Annotated in this window: 16 protein-coding genes and 2 tRNA genes; 6 read left to right on the top strand and 12 right to left on the bottom strand. The window is 71.7% G+C overall.

Annotation, left to right across the window (positions count from 1 at the left end):
• Nucleotides 1–148: 148 nt before the first annotated feature.
• Nucleotides 149–242 (bottom strand) — tRNA-Ser (locus AB0M39_RS11570).
• Nucleotides 243–527: 285 nt separating this feature from the next.
• Here AB0M39_RS11570 and AB0M39_RS11565 point away from each other — a divergent pair.
• Both AB0M39_RS11565 and AB0M39_RS11560 read left to right on the top strand, forming a co-directional pair.
• Nucleotides 528–1,013: an SSI family serine proteinase inhibitor gene (locus AB0M39_RS11565; protein WP_365362760.1), complete on the top strand. Its 486-nt coding sequence runs from the start codon at nt 528–530 to the stop codon at nt 1,011–1,013.
• Between the two features lie 176 nt (nt 1,014–1,189).
• Nucleotides 1,190–5,512, top strand: coding sequence for a PAS domain-containing protein (locus AB0M39_RS11560; RefSeq protein WP_365362758.1), 4,323 nt, complete (start codon nt 1,190–1,192; stop codon nt 5,510–5,512).
• Nucleotides 5,513–5,643: 131 nt separating this feature from the next.
• Here the strand turns inward: AB0M39_RS11560 and AB0M39_RS11555 are convergent, their stop codons facing one another.
• From AB0M39_RS11555 to AB0M39_RS11520, 8 genes are all read right to left on the bottom strand, one after another.
• A complete protein-coding gene (locus AB0M39_RS11555; RefSeq protein WP_365362756.1) occupies nt 5,644–7,290 on the bottom strand; it encodes a long-chain fatty acid--CoA ligase in 1,647 nt (548 codons plus the stop codon).
• A 129-nt stretch (nt 7,291–7,419) separates the two neighbouring features.
• A complete protein-coding gene (locus AB0M39_RS11550) occupies nt 7,420–8,013 on the bottom strand; it encodes a SigE family RNA polymerase sigma factor (protein ID WP_365362754.1) in 594 nt (197 codons plus the stop codon).
• A gap of 306 nt (nt 8,014–8,319) precedes the next feature.
• The gene (locus AB0M39_RS11545; protein ID WP_365362752.1) at nt 8,320–9,486 is read right to left on the bottom strand and encodes a lipid-transfer protein; all 1,167 of its coding nucleotides are present in this window, start codon (nt 9,484–9,486) and stop codon (nt 8,320–8,322) included.
• Nucleotides 9,483–9,929, bottom strand: coding sequence for a MaoC family dehydratase (locus tag AB0M39_RS11540; RefSeq protein WP_365362750.1), 447 nt, complete (start codon nt 9,927–9,929; stop codon nt 9,483–9,485). The genes AB0M39_RS11545 and AB0M39_RS11540 overlap by 4 nt, the downstream gene beginning before the upstream one ends.
• Entirely contained in the window at nt 9,916–11,097 is a 1,182-nt protein-coding gene (locus tag AB0M39_RS11535; RefSeq protein ID WP_365362748.1) for an acyl-CoA dehydrogenase family protein, read from the bottom strand. Before AB0M39_RS11535 ends, AB0M39_RS11540 begins: the two co-directional genes overlap by 14 nt.
• On the bottom strand, nt 11,097–12,176 hold the full coding sequence (locus AB0M39_RS11530; RefSeq protein ID WP_365362746.1) for a bifunctional MaoC family dehydratase N-terminal/OB-fold nucleic acid binding domain-containing protein: 1,080 nt from the start codon (nt 12,174–12,176) through the stop codon (nt 11,097–11,099). The genes AB0M39_RS11535 and AB0M39_RS11530 overlap by 1 nt, the downstream gene beginning before the upstream one ends.
• Nucleotides 12,173–13,345: an acyl-CoA dehydrogenase family protein gene (locus tag AB0M39_RS11525; RefSeq protein ID WP_365362744.1), complete on the bottom strand. Its 1,173-nt coding sequence runs from the start codon at nt 13,343–13,345 to the stop codon at nt 12,173–12,175. The genes AB0M39_RS11530 and AB0M39_RS11525 overlap by 4 nt, the downstream gene beginning before the upstream one ends.
• A gap of 319 nt (nt 13,346–13,664) precedes the next feature.
• Nucleotides 13,665–13,982 carry a hypothetical protein gene (locus tag AB0M39_RS11520; protein WP_365362742.1) on the bottom strand — a complete coding sequence of 106 codons (318 nt, stop codon included), beginning with the start codon at nt 13,980–13,982 and terminating at the stop codon, nt 13,665–13,667.
• A gap of 312 nt (nt 13,983–14,294) precedes the next feature.
• On the opposite strand from AB0M39_RS11520, the gene AB0M39_RS11515 reads away from it, so the two are divergent.
• From AB0M39_RS11515 to AB0M39_RS11500, 4 genes are all read left to right on the top strand, one after another.
• A complete protein-coding gene (locus AB0M39_RS11515; protein ID WP_365362740.1) occupies nt 14,295–15,173 on the top strand; it encodes a bifunctional DNA primase/polymerase in 879 nt (292 codons plus the stop codon).
• A 262-nt stretch (nt 15,174–15,435) separates the two neighbouring features.
• A complete protein-coding gene (locus tag AB0M39_RS11510; RefSeq protein ID WP_365362738.1) occupies nt 15,436–15,834 on the top strand; it encodes an amphi-Trp domain-containing protein in 399 nt (132 codons plus the stop codon).
• A gap of 325 nt (nt 15,835–16,159) precedes the next feature.
• The gene (locus tag AB0M39_RS11505; RefSeq protein ID WP_365362736.1) at nt 16,160–18,055 is read left to right on the top strand and encodes a glycoside hydrolase family 15 protein; all 1,896 of its coding nucleotides are present in this window, start codon (nt 16,160–16,162) and stop codon (nt 18,053–18,055) included.
• Entirely contained in the window at nt 18,055–19,512 is a 1,458-nt protein-coding gene (locus tag AB0M39_RS11500; protein WP_365362734.1) for an MFS transporter, read from the top strand. The genes AB0M39_RS11505 and AB0M39_RS11500 overlap by 1 nt, the downstream gene beginning before the upstream one ends.
• A gap of 59 nt (nt 19,513–19,571) precedes the next feature.
• On the opposite strand, the gene AB0M39_RS11495 is transcribed toward AB0M39_RS11500, so the two are convergent.
• From AB0M39_RS11495 to AB0M39_RS11485, 3 genes are all read right to left on the bottom strand, one after another.
• Nucleotides 19,572–19,661 (bottom strand) — tRNA-Ser (locus AB0M39_RS11495).
• Between the two features lie 206 nt (nt 19,662–19,867).
• On the bottom strand, nt 19,868–20,416 hold the full coding sequence (locus AB0M39_RS11490; protein WP_365362732.1) for a hypothetical protein: 549 nt from the start codon (nt 20,414–20,416) through the stop codon (nt 19,868–19,870).
• A 191-nt stretch (nt 20,417–20,607) separates the two neighbouring features.
• Nucleotides 20,608–21,057 carry a DoxX family protein gene (locus AB0M39_RS11485; RefSeq protein WP_365362730.1) on the bottom strand — a complete coding sequence of 150 codons (450 nt, stop codon included), beginning with the start codon at nt 21,055–21,057 and terminating at the stop codon, nt 20,608–20,610.
• Nucleotides 21,058–21,092: the final 35 nt, after the last annotated feature.

Here is a 21,092-nt window from a genome sequence, read left to right as displayed (position 1 = left end):
AAAGGCGACCCGCGGCGACCGAAAGCGGCCGAGCGCGGCCGAAGACGACTGGACGCGACCGGCGACCACCCGCGGCGACTGAAGACGACCGAAGACAGCCGGAGACGACCGAAGCCCCGGCCGTGTGGCCGGGGCTTCGGTGATCAACTGGCGGAGGCGGAGGGATTTGAACCCTCGATGGGCTTTAAGACCCAAACCGCATTAGCAGTGCGGCGCCATAGACCGGACTAGGCGACGCCTCCAGCACACCCGCGCGGGCGCGAGTGGTGCGTGCAGATGATGACACAGCACGGTGTCGTGCCACCAATCGCTGACCACGGTACTAGGCACGCGGCCCACAGGGCAAAGCCCGGCCCCGATGCTCGCGCCGCAGGGCGCGGGCGCCCCGGCGACCCGGACGGGCGAGCCCGCCGTCCGACGGCCCACCCACACAGCGCAGCCCGCTTGCGCAACGCCCCGGCGTGCGGAGCGTTAGAGATGGCAGGGCCCCGCGCCTCGGCCGGACCCGTGACTCTCCAGGAGCTCTCATGCTGCGCCGCCTCGTCCTCACCGCCGCCGCGTCCGTCGCCGCGCTGGCCTCCGCCCTCCCCGCCGCCCCCGCGTCGGCGGACCCTCTCCCGCTTCCGCTGCCGCCCCTCCTTCAGGGCTCCGGCGCGGTCGTCGAGGAGGACGAGCAGGAGAGCGAGCTGACCGTGACCACCGCCGACACGGGGAACGTGCGGACCAGCGGACAGTACGAGCTGGCCTGCGGCCCCGCCGGCGGAAAGGGCAGCCACCCCCTGCCGCAGGGCGCCTGCGACCGTCTGGACAAGCTGGCGCAGGAGGGCAAGAACCCGTTCGCCCCCGTGCCCGAGGACCAGATGTGCACCCAGCAGTACGGCGGGGACGCCACCGCGCACATCGTCGGAACATGGCGCGGCCAGCCCGTCGACGCCCACTTCAGCCTCAAGAACGGATGCGAAATCTCGCGCTGGGAGACGCTGGTGCCGGTACTGCCGAAGACCAGGTCATAGGCCCGTGCGGCACGCCGCACGCACACAACCTTGGTGAGAGCTCCCCCTCATCCGCCGTCGCGGCCGCATCGGCTGCCTTTAGACTCCCTGCAGTGACAGGCCGGGGCCAGAGGGGCAAGATGGGGTCGGCTGTCCGCAATACGCAGTAGGGCAGTAGGTCAGGGAGGAAGCGTCTCGTGAGCAGCAGGCCATCCCGAGGCGCTGCTCGCCTCGCCGCCATACTCGACGCGCTGCCCGACGGGCTCGTCCTCGTCAACTGCAACGGCACGGTCGTCAACGCCAACACCATCGCGCTCGAACTCTTCGAGACGCCCGGCACCGCGCTCGTGGGCCGGGGGCTGCTCGATCTGCTGCCCACCTTCGACTCGCGGCTGATCCCCGGGTCCATGCGCCGGCCCGAGGCGGCCGACGACCGCGGCCGCACCAAGCCGGCCCGGATGATCGCGCGCCGCACGGACGGCAGCGAGTTCCCCGTCGAGGTGACCAGCGCCAGCCTGGAGGACGGGCGCGAGGCCTACGACTCGTACAGCGGCTACACCGGCGACGAGCTGCTGATGCTCGTCGTACGGGATCTCTCCGGCACCGTGGACACCGAGGCGGAGCTGGCGCGTTCGCAGCGGCAGACCGAGATGATCCTGCGGGCCGCGGCCGAGGGCGTCGTCGGCACGGACACCGACGGACGGGTCGTGCTGGTCAACCCGGCCGCCGCGCAGATCCTCGGCTTCCGCGCGAGCGACCTGGGCGGCCAGGAGCTGCACCCGCTGATCCTGCACTCGCGGGGGGACGGCGAGCCGTTCCCGTACGAGGAGTCGCCGCTCGCGGACACCCTCAAGTCCGGCCGCAAGCACCGGGTGCGCGGGCAGGTCCTGTGGACGAAGAGCGGCTCGAAGGTCGCCGTCGACCTGACGACCGCGCCGGTACGGGACGGGGACCAGCTCGTCGGCGCGGTGATGACCTTCACCGACCGCCGGCCGTACGAGGAGCTGGCGCAGCAGCACGAGGCGGAGCTCAAGGAGACGACCGAGCGGCTCACGGCGGAGCTCAAGGAGACCGCGGACCGGCTCACGGCGGAGGCGGCCGACGACGCCGAGCGGCTGACGGCCGAACTCGCCGACAAGTCCGAGCGGTACGCCGCCGAGATCGAGACCCGCGACGAGCGGCTCGCGGAGCTGACCGCCCGGCACGCCCAGCTGACCGCCGTGCTCGGCGAGTCGCTGCGCGGACCGCTGGAGGAGCTGCGCGCCGAGCTGAGCACGCTGGCCGCCGACCCGGCCGGGCAGCTCTGGCCCGAGGCCAACCAGCTCCTGCACCATCTGGCCGCCGGATACGCCCGGATGACGACGCTTGTCGACAATGTCCTCGGCTACCAGCGGCTCGACGCGGGCACGGAGGAGCTGCGCAAGCACGTCGTGCTGCTCGACTCGATCGTCGCGGCCGGCGTCGAGGGCGCGATCGAGCTGATCGGCCCGGGACGGGCGCAGTTCGCGGTCCACGCGCCGCCCATAGAGGCCGAGGTGGACGGCGGGCGGCTGGCGACGGCCCTCGCGCATCTGATCGCGGACGTGGCCGGCGTCGACTCGACCGGCAAGGCCCGGCTGTTCCCGGGCGGCGGGTACGTGGACTCGACGGTCGTGGTGGCCGCGGCGCAGCGCGGCGACGTCGTACGGATCGAGGTGCGGGGGCCGTTCGCCGGGGGAGACCCGGTGCACGAGCCGATCGTGCGGGGGATCGTACGGGCGCACGGCGGGGTGCTGCAGACGCACGAGGTGCCGGGGATGAGCGGCAGCGCGTACGTCTTGGAGGTGCCTCTCGGCGAGGGCTCCGGGACCGTGACGGCCCCTCCGGCGGAGGTGCCGACGGACGCCTCGGCGGGCGTTCCGGCGGACGCCTCGGCGGCTGCTCTGGGCGCTGAGCGGGCCGATGCCTTGGGCTCTGTGCAGTCCGACGGCCAGGGCGTCGTCGCGGAGGGAACCGGTGCTGTCGCCGTGTCGGACGGCGCGCTGGCGCTGCCCGCGCAGCAGAACGCGGAGACCGCGACGGAGAGCTCGCCGCGCACTATGGGCGGCGGCGGGCGGCGGCGCGCTCGGCGGGCGTCCACGGACGCCTTCCTGGAGAGCCCGATCGCTATGGAGGACCCGGTCGCCGCGCAGCCCACGGGCCGGCGCCGCGCCGCCCAGGGCGAGCAGCAGCCGCAGGAACTGATTCCGGCCCAGGCGGCGACGCCGAGCCAAGCTCAGGTTCCGGCTACGGGCCTGGCCCCGGGCGTGGCTCCCGGTTCGGGTCTGGTGCCGGCGACGGCCGCAGCCCCAGGCACGGGCGCGGGCGCGGGCGCGGGCATCGGGGAGGGCGGCGGCCAGGGCGGCGGTACGGGACGGCGGCGCGGGCGGCCCAGTCCGGCCGAGCAGAACGCCATCGTGGGCGCGCTGCCCGCAGGCATGCCCGCCGAGGGCTCAGTCGTGACCGGCGCGGAGAGCGCGGCGTCCACCGGACGCGCGGCGCTCGGCGCGGCCGTGCCGCCGCAGGGCGTGCCGGTCGACGCGCAGGGCATGGGCCCGGGGCCGTCGGGGCGGCGCGCACGGCGCAGCACCATGCCTGAGCTGCCCGCGCCTCCCTCCGCTGCTGCTCAGACTCCCACTCCTGCTCAGACTCCGGTTCCCGCTGGGGCTGCCGCGCCGACCGGGCGGCGAGCCCGGCGCGCGCTGGCGGCCGCACCGGCGGAGATGCCGCAGACCGCCGAGGCGGAGGGCGTACGGTCCCCGTTCGCGCTGCCGCCGGCCGAGGCCGACCGCATCCCGCCGACCGCCGGCGAGGCGGACTCCTCGCTGGCGGGCCGGCACGACGCCGTACGCACCGATCCGGGCGCCGACCACACCCCGCCGCAACCGCACCCGGTGCCCACGGGCCGCCGACGCGCTCGCCAGGAGGCTCAGCCGCTGCCCGCGCAGGCGCCGCAGACGGCCCAGCCGCAGCCGGTCGCCCAGCAGCCCGTCCCCACGGACGACTCGACCGGACACCACACGGCCGCTCCGGACGAGCACGTCACGGGTGTGGGCACGGGTGTGAGTGCGGGCGTGGGCACGGGCGTCGGCTTGGGCGAGGGCGCTGCCGCGAGCACCGACTCTCAGGCACAGGCCCAGGCCCAGAGCCCGGCGGTTCAGGCACAGGGCCAGAGCCAGGGTCAGAGCATGGGCCAGGGCCAGAGCCTGGGTCACACGGCCCCCGGCGCTCCCGCGCCCGCGTCCGACGTGGTCCAGGGCACCGGCTCCGTATCGATGCCGCTTCCCGAGTCGCAGCCTCTGCCCCAGCCGTTGCCGCTCGCGCTGCCCGACACCGCGCAGCCGCTGCCCGCAGCCCAGCCGCTGCCCGCCGAGGAGCCGGTCACCGCGTCGGCGTCCGCGGCGGCTGCCGTGGGCGCGGACTCCACGCAGGGGCGGGCGTTCAGTGTGCGCACGCTCGGGCAGGGGGTGCCGTTCGCGCAGCAGATCGCCCAGCAGCAGAACCAGCCGCTCGGCTCCGGCCGCCGCCGCAAGCTGGCCACGCCCCCCGACGGCGATCGGCCCGAGTCGGCCGCGCGGCCGCATCCGCAGGCCGCGCCCGCTCCTGCTCCCGCGCCCGCCCAGACCGGGTCGCGGCTCGCCTCCGAGCGGACGGAGGGACGTTCGTACGCCATCGGCGCTCCCGACGAGGGCGCCGAGGGCCCGCAGCCGTTGGACGGCCCCGGCGGCGCGGTCGAGGTGGCCAACCGGCCCCAGCCCCAGCCCGTCGACGACGAGCTGCCCCCCGAGCCGCTGGACAACCCGCGCCGGCTGCTGGTCTGGCCCGCGCCCGACGTCTCCACGCAGCAGGCGCTGAGCGACCGCGGTTACCGCCCGGTGGTCGTGCACTCCCGCGAGGAGGTCGACGCCCAGATCGCGGCCTTCCCCGCAGCGCTCTTCGTCGACCCGCTGACCGGCCCGATCACACGGACCGCGCTGCAGTCCCTGCGGCAGGCCGCGGTGGCCGCCGAGGTGCCGGTCCTGGTGACCGCGGGTCTGGGGCAGGCGACGCGGGAGGCCGCGTACGGCGCGGACCCGGCCGTACTGCTCAAGGCGCTGGCTCCGCGCGACAGCGAACAGCACCCGCCGCGCGTGCTGTTGATCGAGGAGCACGAGGAGATCGCGCTCGCGCTCACGGCGACGCTGGAACGGCGCGGCATGCAGGTCGCCCGGGCCGGCGCGGACGCGGACGCGGTCACGCTCGCCACCCAGATGCGGCCGAACCTCGTGGTGATGGACCTGATGCAGGTACGCCGCCGCAGGGCCGGGATCATCGACTGGCTGCGGGCGAACGGCCAGCTCAACCGCACGCCGCTCGTCGTCTATACGTCGGCAGGCCTCAACGAGGCCGAGCTGCCCAGGCTCTCCTCCGGCGAGACGGTGCTCTTCCTCGCCGAGCGCTCCACGAGCAGCGAGGTCCAGTCGCGCATCGTCGACCTGCTGGCGAAGATCGGCACCAACTGATCACGTGCGGTACGAGATCACGTACAGGGGAAGGGGGCGGCACTCGACGAGTGCCGCCCCCTTCTGTTCTGTCGTCTCTCGTCGGGATGAGAGAACTGCGTCGCTAGAGCCGCGTCGCTAGAGCTGGGCCGCTAGAGCTGGGTGACGTCCAGCTCGCCGTCCGCGTACTGCTTGCGGATGACCTTCTTGTCGAACTTGCCCACGCTCGTCTTCGGCACCGCCGGGATCACCGCCCACCGCTCCGGCAGCTGCCACTTGGCGACCTTGGTGGCGAGGAAGGCCTTCAGGCTCTCGTAGTCCGCGGTCGAGCCCTCCTTGAGGACGACCGTCGCCAGCGGGCGCTCGCCCCACTTCTCGTCCGGGACGGCGACGACGGCTGCCTCGGCGACCTCCGGGTGGGCCATCAACGCGTTCTCGAGGTCGACGCTCGAGATCCACTCGCCGCCCGACTTGATGACGTCCTTCGCCCGGTCGGTCAGGGTCAGGAACCCGTCGGGGCTGATGACGCCGACGTCGCCCGTCTTGAGCCAGCCGTCCTCGCTGAACTTGTCCGCGGGCCTGAAGTCGTCGCCGCCCGCGCCGCCGTAGTACGCGCCCGCGATCCAGCCGCCGCGCACCTCGAGCTCGCCCGCGGACTCGCCGTCCCAGGGCAGCCGATCCCCGCCGGGCCCGATCAGCCGCGCCTCGACGCCCGCCGGGAAACGGCCCTGGGTGATCCGGTACGGCCACTCCTCCTCGGCGCTGAGCCCGGCCGGCGGGTGCGCCATCGTCCCCAGCGGGGACGTCTCGGTCATGCCCCAGGCGTGACAGAGGCGCACGCCGAGCTTGTCGTACGCCTCCATCAGCGACGGCGGACAGGCCGCGCCGCCGATGGTCACCTGCTTCATGGAGGTGAGGTCCCGCGGGTTCGCGGTGACCTCGGCCAGGAGGCCCTGCCAGATGGTGGGGACGGCCGCGGCGTGCGAGGGCTTCTCGCGCTCGATCATGTCGGCGAGCGGCGCGGGCTGGAGGAAACGGTCCGGCATCAGCATGTTGATGCCGGTCATGAACGTCGCGTGGGGCAGGCCCCAGGCGTTCACATGGAACTGCGGGACGACCACGAGCGTCGTGTCGGCGCCCGTCAGCCCCATCGACTCGGCCATGTTGACCTGCATGGAGTGCAGGTAGATCGAACGGTGGGAGTAGACGACGCCCTTGGGGTCCCCCGTGGTGCCGGAGGTGTAGCACATGGCGGCGGCGGCCCGCTCGTCCAGCTCCGGCCAGTCGAAGGTGGTGGGGCGGCCGGCGATCAGCTCCTCGTACTCGTGCACCTCGGCCTGCGCCTCGGCGAGCAGCGCGCGGTCGCCGGGGCCGGAGACCACGATGTGCTCGATCGTCGGCAGATGCGGCAGGAGCGGCGCGAGCAGGGGGAGCAGGGAGCCGTTGACGAGGACGACGCGGTCGGCGGCGTGGTTGACGATCCACACCAGCTGCTCAGGGGGAAGCCGGAGGTTGAGGGTGTGGAGCACGGCTCCCATGGACGGGATCGCGAAGTACGCCTCGACGTGCTCGGCGTTGTTCCACATGAGGGTGGCGACGCGCTGGTCGCCGTCGACTCCGAGCTCGTCGCGCAGGGCGTTGGCCAGCTGGGTCGCCCGCGCACCGGCTTCCGCGAAACTGCGGCGCTGCGGCTCGGGCTCCCCTGTCCAGGTGGTGATCTGCGACTTTCCGTGGATCGTCATCCCATGCTGAAGGATGCGGGTCACAGTCAGCGGTACGTCCTGCATGGTGCTCAGCACGGCGTCCTCCCGGTGGGCGCTAGCGCTACGTGGCAGTAAGGGTGTGAAGATTCTGCTCACGTACCGCGCGGTATGTCACTACCCGGGGGTAAGGAATCACCGCGTGAGGGACGTCACCGGGAAGCGGGATCACCGTACGGGAGTCAGCTCCGGGTCCTCGCGGAGCTTGCCGAGGGCCCGGGATACCGCGCTCTTGACCGTGCCCACGGAGACTCCGAGCACCTCGGCCGTCTGGGCCTCGCTCAGGTCCTCGTAGTACCGGAGCACCACCATCGCCCGCTGACGGTCGGGCAGCTTCATCACGGCGCGCCACATCGCGTCGTGCAGCACCTGCTGCTCGGCCGGGTCGGGCTCCGGCGTCGTCTCCCGCTCGGGCAGCTCGTCGCAGGCGAACTCGTCCACCTTGCGCTTGCGCCACTGCGAGGTACGGGTGTTGAGCAGGGCCCGGCGGACATAGCCGTCGAGCGCCCTGTGGTCCTCGATCCGCTCCCACGCGACGTACGTCTTGGTGAGCGCGGTCTGCAGCAGGTCCTCGGCGTCGCTCGGGTTCGCGGTGAGCGAGCGGGCGGTACGCAGCAGCACGGGCCCCCGCGCCCGTACGTACGACGAGAACGACGAGTAGCGAGTGTGCGTCGACGCATGGGGCGCGTAGGCCGCATGCGTCGCGTACGACGGCGCCGGCAGGGCGGCCCTAGAAGCGCTTGTGCAGACTGGCGTGGTCATAGGTCCACGCTAGGAGCGGGTACTACGGTCGCGGATCGGCCCCAGGTCCCGAAGACGAGTCCGCCTCAGGTTGTAGTGCCGCCGTCGGCCACACCTCCTGAAGGTGGATGAGACCCTCAGGGGAGGGACCTCACCACGGCCCTCGCACGGCCCTCGCCCAGCCCTCGCGCGGTCACCGCCCGGCCCTCGGACGGTCGCCGCCCACTCGTCGCACGGCCCTCGCACGGTTGCCGTTCCGGTCGCCACTCGGGTCAGCACTCGGTCGCCGCGCGGTGTCGCGTTCCCTCGCCGTTGTCCCGGCGCCCCTCAGTCGTCCGCGCCCAGGATCAGCCCCGACGTCGGCACGCCCGTGCCCGCCGTGACCAGCGTCCTGGCCGCGCCCGGTATCTGGTTCACCGAGGCGCCCCGCAGCTGTCTGACCGCCTCCGCGATGCCGTTCATCCCGTGCAGATAGGCCTCGCCGAGCTGCCCGCCATGGGTGTTGAGCGGGAGGGCGTCCGCCGCCACGAACTCCGCCGCCTCCCCAGGGCCGCAGAACCCGAACTCCTCCAACTGCATCAGTACGAAAGGGGTGAAATGGTCGTAGATGATCCCCACGTCGATATCGGCGGGCGCGAGCCCCGAGGTCCTCCAGAGTTGTCGGGCGACCACGCCCATCTCGGGCAGGCCGCTGAGGTCGTCGCGGTAGAAGCTGGTCATCTGCTCCTGCCCGCGGGCCGCGCCCTGGGCGGCGGCGACGATCACCGCAGGCGGGTTCGGCAGATCACGGGCGCGCTCGACGCTGGTGACGACGATCGCCTGCCCGCCGTCGGTCTCCTGGCAGCAGTCGAGGAGGCGCAGCGGCTCCACTATCCAGCGCGAGGCCGCATGGTCGGCGAGCGTGATCGGCTTCTGGTGGAAGTACGCCGCCGGGTTGTTAGCGGCATGGCGCCGGTCGGTGACGGCGACATGGCCGAACGCCTCGGGCGTCAGTCCATACGTGTGCAGATAGCGCTGCGCGGCCATCGCGACCCAGGAGGCGGGGGTGAGCAGCCCGAACGGGAGGTTCCAGCCCAGCGCCGCGCCCTCGGCGGACGGCTCGCGCTGCTGCACCCCGGAGCCGAAGCGCCGCCCGGAGCGCTCGTTGAACGCCCGGTAGCAGACGACCACTTCGGCGACGCCCGAGGCGACGGCGAGCGCGGCCTGCTGCACGGTGGCGCAGGCCGCGCCGCCGCCGTAGTGGATGCGGGAGAAGAAGGAGAGCTCGCCCATGCCGGCCGCCTGGGCGACGGTGATCTCGGGACTGGTGTCCATCGTGAACGTGACCAGCCCGTCCACGTCCCTCGGCGAGAGCCCCGCGTCGTCCAGGGCGGCATGCACCGCCTCGACCGCCAGCTTGAGCTCGCTGCGCCCGGAGTCCTTGGAGAACTCCGTCGCCCCGATCCCGACGACGGCCGCCCGGCCGCCCAGCGAATCGCGTCTGCCGATGCTCATGCCCGGCTCCCGGGGAGGGCGACGGCGTCGGGGAGGGCAGCGGTTTCAGGCAGAGTGTCGGCGTCGGGGAGGGTGACCGTGACCGTGCCCGTCACGTGGTTGCCTATCCCGTTGGCGCCGGTGATCCGAACCTGGGCCGTCCCGTCGTCGACGGAGGCGATCTCGCCGGTCAAGATCATCGTGTCACCGGGGTAGTTGGGCGCGCCGAGGCGGATCGAGACCTTGCGGAGCACGACCCGCTCGCCGAGGCAGTCGGTGATGTACCGCCCGACGAGACCGTTGGTCGTCAGGATGTTCATGAAGATGTCCGGGGAGCCCTTCTCCTTGGCGAGCTCGGCGTCATGGTGCACGTCCTGGTAGTCACGGGAGGCCACGGCCCCGGCGACGATCAGCGTGCGGGTGATCGGAATGGTCAGCGGCGGCAGTTCGTCACCGGCTTTCACGAGAGGGCTCCTTGAGATCGATGAGCTCCGTTGACTCCATGGACTCCGAAGGCTGCGTCGGGTCTGTTGGCTGCGTTCGCCCTGTTGGCTGCCTTGGGCCTGTCGGCTGTGTCGGCTCTGCGGGCTTCTCTGCGAGCGACTTGCCCAGTTCGGCGAGGAGTTCCGAACCGCACCCGAGGTAGGCGTCCAGCTGCCGGCCCCAGAGGAAGTGCCGGTGGACGGGGTGGTCGAGGTCGGCGCCGGTCCCGCCGTGCAGATGCTGTCCTGCGTGCACGACGCGCTTGCCGGCCTCGGACGCCCACCAGGCCGCGGTCAGCGCCTCGGCGGTCGCGTCCAGGCCCTCGTCCTGCCGCCACGCGGCCTCGTACGCCGTGACGCGTATCGCCTCCGTGTCCATGTGCGCGTCGGCGGCGCGCAGCAGCACCCCCTGGTTGGTGGAGAGCGGACGCCCGAACTGCTCGCGGGTCGAGGTGTGCTCGACGGCCCGCGCGAGCGAGCCCGCGCAGACTCCGGCCTGGAGTCCGGCGAAGGCCGTACGGCTCATGGCCAGCACGGACCCGTAGGCGCCGGGTCCGCCGAGCCGCTCGGCGGGCGTCTCGGACAGTTCGAGCCGCCCAGCCGCCCAGGGCGCGGTGGTCTCCACGGGCGCCACCTCGGCGTCAGCGGTCCGCACCAGCCACAGCGCCCGCTCGGCGTCGGCGACGAGCACATGGGTGGCGTCCCGCAGCCAGGGAACGAGGGGCGCCGAGCCTGTCAGCCGCGCCGACGAGGCAGGCCCGTCCGACTGCAGCGACCGGACTGGCCGGATGCTCGCGTGGGCGGGGAGCGCCCCCGTCGCCACCGCCGTCCCTTCACGCAGCGCGGGGAGCAGCCGGGCCCGCTGCTCCTCCGTGCCGTGCGCGGCGACCGGCAGCAGTCCGTACACACACGTCGCCGCGAACGGCGTCTGCGCGGTGGTCCGCCCCTGCTCCTCCAGCAGCAGCACCAGCCCCAGCAGCCCGATGTCCTCCACCGCCGCGGGAAGGCCCGCCATGCACAGGGCCTTCCACAGCTCCGCGTCCGTCCCGGTCCCGGCGGCCACCAGTCGCTCGTGCGTGGACAGATCGCCGAAGATCCGCGCCGCCAGCTCCTGCGCGGCGGCCTGCTCCTCCGTAGGCGTGAAGTCCATCAGCCGCTGCCTCCGCCCGACTCCGACGCCCCGCCCGCCGCCGCCGGCTCCGGCTCCGGCTCCGGCTCCGGCTCCGGCTGCGACTTCGGCGGTGGCTCCAGCCCAGCGTCCGACCCTCTGAACACCGGGAGCTCCAGCTCCCCGTCCACCCGCAGGAACTCGAGCCGCACGGGCATCCCGATCCGCACCTTGTCGTACGGCGTGCCCACCACATTGCTGACCATCCGCACGCCCTCGGCCAGCTCGATCAGCCCCACGGCATAGGGGGGATCGAAGGCCGGGAAGGGCGGGTGATGCATGACGACGTACGAGTAGACCGTCCCCTCGCCGATCGCCTCGACCGTGTCCCACTCCGCCGATCCGCACGCACCGCACCCCGGCAGCCAGGGAAAGCGCAGCGCCTCGCACCCCCCGCACCGCTGGATCAGCAGTCGGCGCTCGGCCACCCCCTCCCAGAACCCCGCGTTGTCCCTGTTGATCACCGGGCGCGGCCGCCCGGGAGGGGAGTCGGCAGGGGAGCCGGGCTTGGAGCTCGGCTTGGTGCCAGGGCCGGCCATCCGGTCGGTCTTCCCGTCGGTCTTCCCGTCGGTCTTCGCGCGCCCGGCCGGGGCGTACTTGAGGATCCGGAAGCGGTGCGCGCCAGCTGACTCGCCGTCTGCCCTGATGTCCATGCGCGTCGTGACGAAGTGGCCCGACCCCAGCTTCGTCGTCTTGAGCTCCGACACCGACTCGATCACCGAGTCGAAGGTGATCCGGTCCCCCGGCCTCAGCGGCCGCAGATACTCCTGCTCGCAGTCGGTCGCGACCACCGAGGTGTATCCCGCGCCGTCGAGGAGAGCCGACAGCTCGTCGTACGCGCCGAAGCGGCCCGTGCTGCCGGACAGACCGGCCATCGTCCACGCCTGGAGCATGGTCGGCGGCGCTATGGCGTCGGGCCCGGTGTACGCCGGATTGGCGTCGCCCATCGCCTCGCACCAGTGCCTGATCATCGGTTCGTTGACCAGGTCCCTGCCGACGCCCGAGAAGGAGGATGCCCTGCCCTCGTACGCCTTCAATCGTTCGTACAACTCGTCCGTCACCGCCGCCCCCTTTTCATGCTCTTCATGCCGAGTCGCATCGTCGCGACGATCTCCCGCTGCACCTCGCTCACTCCGCCCCCGAAGGTGTTGATCTGCGCCGCCCTGTTCATCCGCTCCAGCTCGCCGTCCCCCGCCGCCCCCGGCGAGCCGGCTCGGATCAGCCCCGCCTCCCCGGTGATTTCCTGACACATTCGATACACCTCGACCGCGGATTCGGTTCCCACGAACTTCACGCCGCTCGCGTCTCCAGGGGCCAGCCGACCGGCCCCCACATCCCCCACCAAACGCCAGTTGAGCAGGCGCGTTGCCGCCAGCCGGGCATGCACTTCGGCCGCCCGAAACTGGACCCACGGCTCGTCAATCCTGCGCTCGCCAGTCACCGGATCGGGGGTACGAGCCCGCTCCAGCGCCGACGCGTAGAAGTCCTCGGCCTGCATCCCGATCGCCGCGAGCGCCACCCGCTCGTGATTGAGCTGGTTGGTGATCAGCCCCCAGCCGCCGTTCTCCTCGCCGACCAGATGCCCGAGCGGAACGCGTATCCCGTCGTAGTAGGTCGACGTCGTGGTCAGCCCGCCCACGGTCTCGATCGGCGTCCAGGAGAACCCCTGCGCGTCGGTCGGGACGAGGATGATCGAGATGCCTCGATGCTTGGGCGCCTCCGGATCCGTACGGCAGGCCAGCCAGATCCAGTCGGCGTTCTGGCCGTTGCTGGTGAAGATCTTCTGCCCGTCGACGACCCAGGACTCTCCGTCCCGTACCGCGCGCGTACGCAGCGAGGCGAGGTCCGTCCCGGCCTCCGGCTCGCTATAGCCGATCGCGAAGACGAGATCGCCGCTGAGGATGCGCGGCAGGAAGAAGGCCTTCTGCTCCTCGGTGCCGTACCTCATCAGCGTCGGGCCGACGGTGTTCAGCGTCACCATGGAGACGGGCGCGCCGGCCCGGTATGCCTCGTCGAAGAAGACGAACTGCTCGTCGGGGCCGCGGCCCTGGCCGCCGTACGCGACCGGCCAGCCGAGCCCGAGCATCCCGTCGGCGCCGATCCGCCGCAGCAGCCGGCGCTGCTCCGCGGCGTCGTCGGCCGGCGGAGGGCCGTCCGGCATCACCTCACGGAAGTACGTGCGCAGTTCGGCGCGCAGCTGCTGCTGCCGCTCCGTCGGGGCGAGGTGCACGGCGGCTGCCTCCCAGGCGTACGGATCAGGATTTCTGACTGTCCGTCAGATACGTACGCACTGTCAAGGTCGCTGCCGAGTTCACGGTCGCGGCCGCCGCCGAGCCGCCAGACGGCCACCAGACGGGTCGCCCGACAAGCCGGCGGACGATCCAGCGGACGAGCTGACGGACGAGCTGGCGGACGAGCCGAGGGGCCTGGCCGTGGACGGGGTCGCCCATCCCGCGCCCACCACGCACGACAGCCTGTGCGGCAGTGCCGAAGCACCGCCGCACAGGCTGTCGTTCACCCCTTGGTCAAGCCCCCCTCGGGCCGCCGGGTCACCAGAGGTTCGTGAAGTTCACGACCGCGGTGTCCTGGTCGATCGCGGTGAAGCCGAAGCCGTTCACGCTCGCCGTGTTGTTCTGATTGGACGCCCCGTCGCCGGTGGCGACCTGTTGCGTGGTGGTCGAATTACCGAAGTTGTCACCACCTACACCGCTGCCGACGATCGCGGCAAAGGCGGCGTTCGCGCTAGCGATCGATCCGTCGGCCGCGAGGGCGCCGTTGTCGGCCTGAGCGACACCCGAGAACAGGGCGGCTGCGAGAGGCAGGGCGGCGACAGCGGCGAGGACGCGGGCGGTACGGATGCTTGCCATGTCTTTTCCTCCAGGAACCGGAACTTCGGAAGTGCTCTTCGCTCCAGGGCAGTTGGCCGACCGCCCCGGATCTTGGTCTCGACGTCGCGAGATCAGAGTTGCCCACCGAATCTCTGGCGAACCACCCCGGGCACCCCAATTCCCCCTCAAGCGTGATGACATGTCGATAAACCCCTACACCTCGACAGAATCCCCTGCTCAGGCGGCTTCAGGCCACCGAATCCAGCCACCGCACGAGCTGAAGCGTTCCGGCATATTTCCGGCCAGATTTCCGCCCTTCCCTTCTTCGAACATGTGTACGAACATAGAGCTATGGCCACCACCGACCGGCAGACCGCCACCCTGGCCCTCGCCCACGCTCTCTCCGCCGCCGAGCGCGGGCTCCCCGTCATCCCGCTGTCCGCCACGAAGCTCCCAGCCCTGCGGTCACCGCACCGCGACGATCCCGAGCCGGTCCTGTGCCGGGGCGAATGCGGCATGCCGGGGCACGGCGTCCATGACGCGACGACCGACCCCGCGGGCGTCCGCGCCCTCTTCGCGGCCGCGCCCTGGGCGACCGGCTATGGCATCGCCTGCGGCCGGCCGCCGCATCATCTGATCGGCATCGACCTCGACACCAAGTCCTCGACCGACTCGCTGGCAGCGCTCCAGCACCTGGCGCTGCTGCATCTGTTCACGATCCCCGAGACGGTCACGGTCCTCACGCCCAGCGGCGGCCGTCATCTATGGCTGACGGGACCGCCGGACGTGGTCGTTCCGAACTCCGCGAGCCGTCTCGCCCCCGGCATCGACGTCCGCGGCGCGGGCGGCTATCTGGTGGGCCCCGGCTCGGTCACCGCCCATGGCGCGTACCGCCTGGCGCCCGGCACGGCGGAGCTGTCCCCCGCGCCCTGCCCAGGCGCACTCCTACGCCTGATCACGCCCCCCGCACGCCACCCCGCGCCCCCTTCGTCGTCCCGCCCGCCCCAGGGTCAGGGCCAGGGCCTGGTCCAGTTCGTGCTCGCCGCGCACGAGGGGCAGCGGAACACGCGCCTGTTCTGGGCGGCCTGCCGGGCGTACGAGAACGGCTTCGGCGACGAGCTCGCGGACGCCCTCACCAGTGCGGCGGTCCAAGCGGGCCTCCCCGAACGCGAGGCCCGCGCCACGATCGCCTCCGCCGAACGCCTCACCACGGGCCGCCCCGGCCGCTGAACCCGAAGCCGACGGGAGGACCGGCAAAGTTCCCCGGCTGCTGTGGCGAGGTGCCCGCTGACCCAAGGCCGACGGGCAGGGACCGGCCGCTCCTTCGGCGGGGCGGCCGTCACCCTCACCCGTTCCGGCTCCTCGAACGGCACCTCAGGCGGCTTTCTCAACCGCTCCTCGAACGGCTCCTCAGGCCGCTCCTCGGGATGTCCGCTGCGATACCTGGCAGCAGACTGGGCTCGACCGACTGTTTCTGCCGATCGGAGCCACCATGAAGGACCTCAAGTTTGAGCAGAAGCGCTCGCTGTCGCGCCTCGAAGCGGCCGATCAGCTCACCGCGCTCGCGGACGCGCTGCGCAAGGGTGGGGAGGCCGAGCTGGAACTCGGCTTCGGGAGCCTGAGCCTGCGGATCCCCGACGACCTCGAGAGCGAGGTGGAGATCGAGGTCGAGGACGGCGAGATCGAGCTGGAGATCGAGCTGAAGTGGTCGACCGGACAGCGCCGGACAGCGCCCTCGAAGGCGGCGTCAGCAAAGAAGGAGGCCGCCCTGAAGCCGAAGAGCGCGCCCGCCAAGCCGGCACGGAGCAGCGGCGCCACCAGGACCGCCACCAGGACCAGGACCGCCAAGCGGCCCGCCACGAAGCGGCCTGCCAAGAAGACGGCGGCCTGATCCGCGCCATGCCGGCGGACCGCGGCCCCGCTGTCGTCCGCTCGCGTCGCGGTGAGCGTCGGCCCTCCCGCTCCGGCATGCGCGGGGCCCAGGTGCGGCGCACTCTATGAGCGTGGGTGCGTTCCGGCAGGCGCGGAGAGGCGGAGAGGCGGCTTCCCCGCGCGAACCGCGACTCGGGCACGAACCGCCATTCGAGTACGGCGCACGGCGGCCGGCCGCGGACGGCTCGCCAACCCAGGTGACGGCGCCGCGCTGTCGGGCGAGGCCGTCGGGTGCAGCTGCCGGGTGAAGCCGTCAGGTGCAGCTGTCGGGTGAAGGAGGGCGCGTGACTGGTTACCCGCCTATCGCCGACCACGGCATGGTGGGCGATCTGCAGACCGCCGCACTGATAGCCGCCGGGGGCACGATCGACTGGTGGTGCACGCCCCGTTTCGACTCCCCCAGCGTCTTCGCCTCGATCCTGGACAGCGAACGCGGCGGCGACTGCCGGTTCTCGGCGGACCTACAGAGCGAGAACGGCGCGACGGTCCGTCAGCTGTACCTCTCGGACACGGCCGTCCTGGTCAATCGGTTCCTGGCCCCCGGCGGCGTCGGCGAGGTGGCCGACTTCATGGTTCCGATCGACAGCGCTATGCCTACCGGCCGGCACCGCCTGGTCAGGGCGGCTCGCGTGGTCCGCGGCAGTCTGCCGTTCACGTTCAGCTGTCGCCCGCGTTTCGACTATGGACGTGCCCCGCACACCCTGGCGCGGACCGACGACCGCACGGCGACCTTCCACGGGCCGGGGACGGACCTCCACGTCCAGGCCACCCCGGGCGTCGCGCTGCACGCGGACGGCGACGACATCACAGCCTCCTTCACGCTCGCCGCCGGCGAGATGGCGGCCATGGTGCTGACGAGCGCGGCGAGCGGCGACCCCGCCCCCGCACCGCCGTCCCTCGACGGCGTCGCCGACGAGCTGGAGTCCTGTCGCGCGTTCTGGCTCTCCTGGCTGCGCTCCTCCACGTACCGGGGCCGCTGGCGCGACATGGTGAACCGCTCGGCGATCACGCTCAAACTGCTCACCTACGCCCCGACCGGCGCCCCTATAGCCGCCGCCACCATGGGGCTGCCCGAGCAGATCGGCGGCGAGCGCAACTGGGACTACCGCTACACCTGGATCCGGGACGCCTCGCTGTCCGTCCGGGCGCTGATCGACCTGGGCTTCACCAAGGAGGCCGACGCCTTCCGCCGCTGGCTGCGCGACCGCATCGACGCCGGCGGGACCGCGTCGGGAGACCCGTTGCAGATCATGTACCGGGTCGACGGCGCCCCTCATCTCACCGAAGAGGTCATCGACCACCTCGAGGGATACATGGGATCGTCGCCGGTACGGGCCGGGAACGCCGCCGCGGACCAGGTCCAGCTCGACATCTATGGCGAGGCCGCCGACGCCCTCGCGCAGGGCCGCGACATAGGGACCATCCGCGGCTGGAAGGCGTTCCGCGAGGTGCTGGACTGGCTCGCCGACAACTGGGACCGGTCCGACGAGGGGATCTGGGAGACCCGCGGCGGCCAGAAGAACTTCACGTACAGCCGTCTGATGACCTGGGTCGCGTTCGACCGCGGCATCCGGCTCGCCACCGCGCACTCCCGTCCGGCTGACATCGCGCGCTGGTCGGGCGCCCGCGACATGGTCTTCCAGCAGATCGTCGAGCGCGGCTGGAGCGAGGAGCGGCAGGCGTTCGTACAGCACTTCGACACCGACGTCCTGGACGCCTCCCTGCTGCTCATGCCGCGGGTCGGCTTCCTCTCCCCGAAGGACCCGGCCTGGCTCAGCACGCTCGACGCCATGGACCGGGAGCTGGTGAGCGACAGTCTGGTCTACCGGTACGACCCGGCGGCGTCCCCCGACGGGCTGCGCGGCTCCGAGGGCACGTTCAACCTGTGCAGCTTCCTGTACGTGGAGGCCCTGGCCCGCTCCGGCCGGCTGCAACAGGCCCGGTACGCCTTCGACAAGATGCTCACCTACGCCAACCACGTCGGGCTCTTCGCCGAGGAGATCGGCCCCTCTGGCGAGCAACTGGGCAACTTCCCGCAGGCGTTCACCCATCTCGCGCTGATCGCCGCGGCTATGGCTCTCGACGAGCAGCTCGACCGGGCGGAGACGGGGGGCGAGTCCGCGACGGTCCTGGGCGGCGACACCCCCGTCGGCCTGCGCCCGGGCCCGGGCGGGGCGTGATGTCCGGCGGGCCGGGCGGAGGCGAGACGCCGGCGCCCGGGACACGAGGTGCGCAGCGGCCCTCCCGAGCACAGCGACGCGTCCTCGCCCCGCTGGCGCTCGCGCAGTTCATCTGCAGCTTCGCCGGGTCCAACATGAACGTGATGATCAACGACATCAGCGAGGACCTGGACACCACCGTCCAGGGAGTGCAGATCGCCATCACGGTCTTCCTGCTGGTCATGGCCGCGCTGATGATCCCCGGCGGCAAACTGACCGACCGCTACGGCCGCAAGCGCTGTCTCCTGGTCGGCCTCGTCGTCTACGGCGTCGGCGCCCTGCTGAGCGCCGCCGCCCCGGGCCTGGGCGTGCTGATCCTCGGAAACTCGATCCTGGAGGGCATCGGAACGGCCCTGCTCATCCCGCCGGTCTACATCCTCACGACGCTCCTGTTCACGGACCTGACCTCACGTGCCCGCGCCTTCGGCGTCATCATGGCGCTGGGCGGCATCGGCGCCGCGGCCGGACCGCTGATCGGCGGGCTCATCGCCTCGGCGCTGAGCTGGCGCGCGGCCTTCGTGTTCCAGGCCCTGGTCATCGCGGTGATCGTCGTACTGAGCAGGCATATCGAGGACCCCCTGCCGCCCGACCCGGCACGGCCCTTCGACACCACCGGCGCGGTCCTCTCGGCCGCCGGCCTCATCCTCGTCGTCATGGGCATCCTCGCGGCCGACGACAACGTCTGGCTGATGATCGGACTGCTCGCCCTCGGCGCCCTCGTGCTTCTATGGTTCTTCCGGTCGATACGGGCCAAGGAGCGTGCGGGGAGGGAACCGCTGCTGTCCACCGCCCTGTTCCGCAATCGCACCTCCAACCTGGGCCTCGTCACGCAGAACGTTCAGTGGCTGCTGCTGATGGGCTCCTCGTTCACCGTCGCGACCTACCTCCAGGTCGTGCGCGGCTACGACGCCGTCCAGACCGGCGTCATCTTCACCGCTGCCACCCTCGGCCTGCTCGTGTCCTCACTCGCCGCCGAACGCCTCGCCCAGCGGCGGACCCAGCGGACCCTCATCATGACCGGGTTCGTCGCCACCGTCGTCGGCATCGTCGTCCTGATCACGCTGGCCAGCAGCTCCACGACCCCCTGGGCTCTGGCCCCCGGGCTCCTGCTGATCGGACTGGGCCTCGGCGTGATGCTGACCCCGTCGGTGAACGTCGTCCAGTCGAGCTTCCCCGAAGAGCAGCAAGGCGAGATATCCGGCCTCTCCCGCAGCGTGTCGAACCTCGGCTCCTCCCTCGGCACGGCAGTCGCCGGCACCATCCTCGTCTCCGGCCTCACCTCCGGCGCCTACGCCGCCGCAATGACCGCCCTGGCCGCCATAGGACTCGGCGGCCTGGCCGCCGCGGTACTCCTCCCAAGAAAACCGCCCCCGACCACGCCCCCGGGCCCCGCCCCGGGACGCACCGGCGCCCCATGAAGAAGGGGCGCCCCGGAAGAACCGGAGCACCCCTTCTGACCAGCGTCTACGCTGATCCGTGGCGGTGGGTGTGGGATTTGAACCCACGGTGACATCGCTGCCACGACGGTTTTCAAGACCGTTCCCTTAGGCCGCTCGGGCAACCCACCCACGCTCCGCCCACCTGCGACGGAGCGGGCTACAGACTACCGGCCGCGAGGCCGCGTGTGGGTCCTTGGCCCGGGGAACCGTGTGGATCGGCTTTGTGCGCTCTCGGGCTGGGCCCCAGGCTTCATCGCTCCGCCCCACGCCGGCGGCCATGAGACGCGTGGATGGGCGCCGCAGCGCCCCATGGCGGCCGCACGGCGTCACGGCCTCACGTCGAGGCGTTCTCGCCCTCCTGGCGCGCCGACGGAAGCAGCAGGTCGCGTTCCGGATGGTTGTCGCCCTTGACGCTGCCCTGCACTCCGAGGTCGACCCGCGCGTTCTCGTGGAACTCGTTGATCTCCCGGAACACCGCACGGTTCCTGGCGCGCCAGTCCTCCAGCGAGCCGTGCGTCTTGCCCTCCGCCAGCCAGTCGACCTCCATAGCCGCCGCATTGAGCTCGTGCGCCGCCTCCACCACGTCGTCGCCGGCGAGCAGCATGATCCGCTCGAAGGCGCGTCCGCGCATGCGCCCGCCCTCTGACATCTCGGCGCGCATCTCCTGCTCCGACTTGTCGCTGCGGCGGAGGCCTTCCCGGTGCTCGTAGAGCTGCACCGCCAGGAAGATGGAGGCCCGCACCGCGTCGACGTAGCCCTCGTACGCTGCGAGCTTCTTGTCGTCCCAACGTGTCAGGAGCACCTGCTTGTTGCGGGTCCTCTCCATCATGAAGTTGGTCGCATGCGTGGTCAGCGCGCCGAGCAGGACAGCGCCGATCGTCACAAGCTGTTCAGTGGCCGCCAACGCATCCCCCGTGCACCCCGTCGAAGTCGTCGGAGAGGATCTTAGGACAGGCCTCGGACAGTTGATCAAGGACTTTCGGCGAGGCGTCCGGGGCCGGAGAGCCCGAGGACCCGAGGCACAAGATACCCGAGGCCCGGTGACCGCAGGGCCCGAGGACTACCCGAGGACTACTAGAGGAACAGCCCGAGCGCGTTGTCCAGCGACCAGCTCTGCCAGCTCATCCCGAACAGCGCGACCACGGAGATCAGCGCCATCATCAGGTTCTGCCCCTGCTCGGCCCAGTCGTGGATCATCAGCACGAGGTAGATCAAACTGAGCGCCAGGCCGCACACGAGCGCTATAGGCGTCAGGAAGCCCACGACCAGCCCGAGCCCGAGCGCCAGCTCCGCGTACGCGACGATGTACGCCATCACGCGCGGGCGCGGCTTCACCACCCGGTCGAAACCGCTCTTCACGAACGACCAGCGGTGCTTCTCGGCTATACCGGCCGCCCAGCGGATGCCGCCGCCCGCGAACCAGTCCTTCTTGTCCTTGTGGCGCCAGCTCTCCAGCCACCACAGACCGAGGCCGATCCGCAGCACAGCCAGCCACTCGGCCCCGTCGAGCCACATCGTCTGCATGGGGCATCCCTCCGCACCGGAAATCAGACCTGACG

The organism is Streptomyces sp. NPDC051907 (genome assembly GCF_040681075.1).
Taxonomy (GTDB): Bacteria; Actinomycetota; Actinomycetes; order Streptomycetales; family Streptomycetaceae; genus Streptomyces.
Note: the sequence above shows the minus strand (reverse complement) of the source record. Positions and strands in the feature narration are given on the sequence as shown.

Coding starts and splice junctions, on each gene's coding strand:
- AB0M39_RS11565 (WP_365362760.1), top strand. CDS start 528: ATGCTGCGCCGCCTCGTCCTCACCGCCGCCGCGTCCGTCGCCGCGCTG.
- AB0M39_RS11515 (WP_365362740.1), top strand. CDS start 14,295: ATGGCCACCACCGACCGGCAGACCGCCACCCTGGCCCTCGCCCACGCT.
- AB0M39_RS11550 (WP_365362754.1), bottom strand. CDS start 8,013: ATGACCACGCCAGTCTGCACAAGCGCTTCTAGGGCCGCCCTGCCGGCG.
- AB0M39_RS11500 (WP_365362734.1), top strand. CDS start 18,055: ATGTCCGGCGGGCCGGGCGGAGGCGAGACGCCGGCGCCCGGGACACGA.
- AB0M39_RS11520 (WP_365362742.1), bottom strand. CDS start 13,982: ATGGCAAGCATCCGTACCGCCCGCGTCCTCGCCGCTGTCGCCGCCCTG.
- AB0M39_RS11510 (WP_365362738.1), top strand. CDS start 15,436: ATGAAGGACCTCAAGTTTGAGCAGAAGCGCTCGCTGTCGCGCCTCGAA.
- AB0M39_RS11545 (WP_365362752.1), bottom strand. CDS start 9,486: ATGAGCATCGGCAGACGCGATTCGCTGGGCGGCCGGGCGGCCGTCGTC.
- AB0M39_RS11535 (WP_365362748.1), bottom strand. CDS start 11,097: ATGGACTTCACGCCTACGGAGGAGCAGGCCGCCGCGCAGGAGCTGGCG.
- AB0M39_RS11485 (WP_365362730.1), bottom strand. CDS start 21,057: ATGCAGACGATGTGGCTCGACGGGGCCGAGTGGCTGGCTGTGCTGCGG.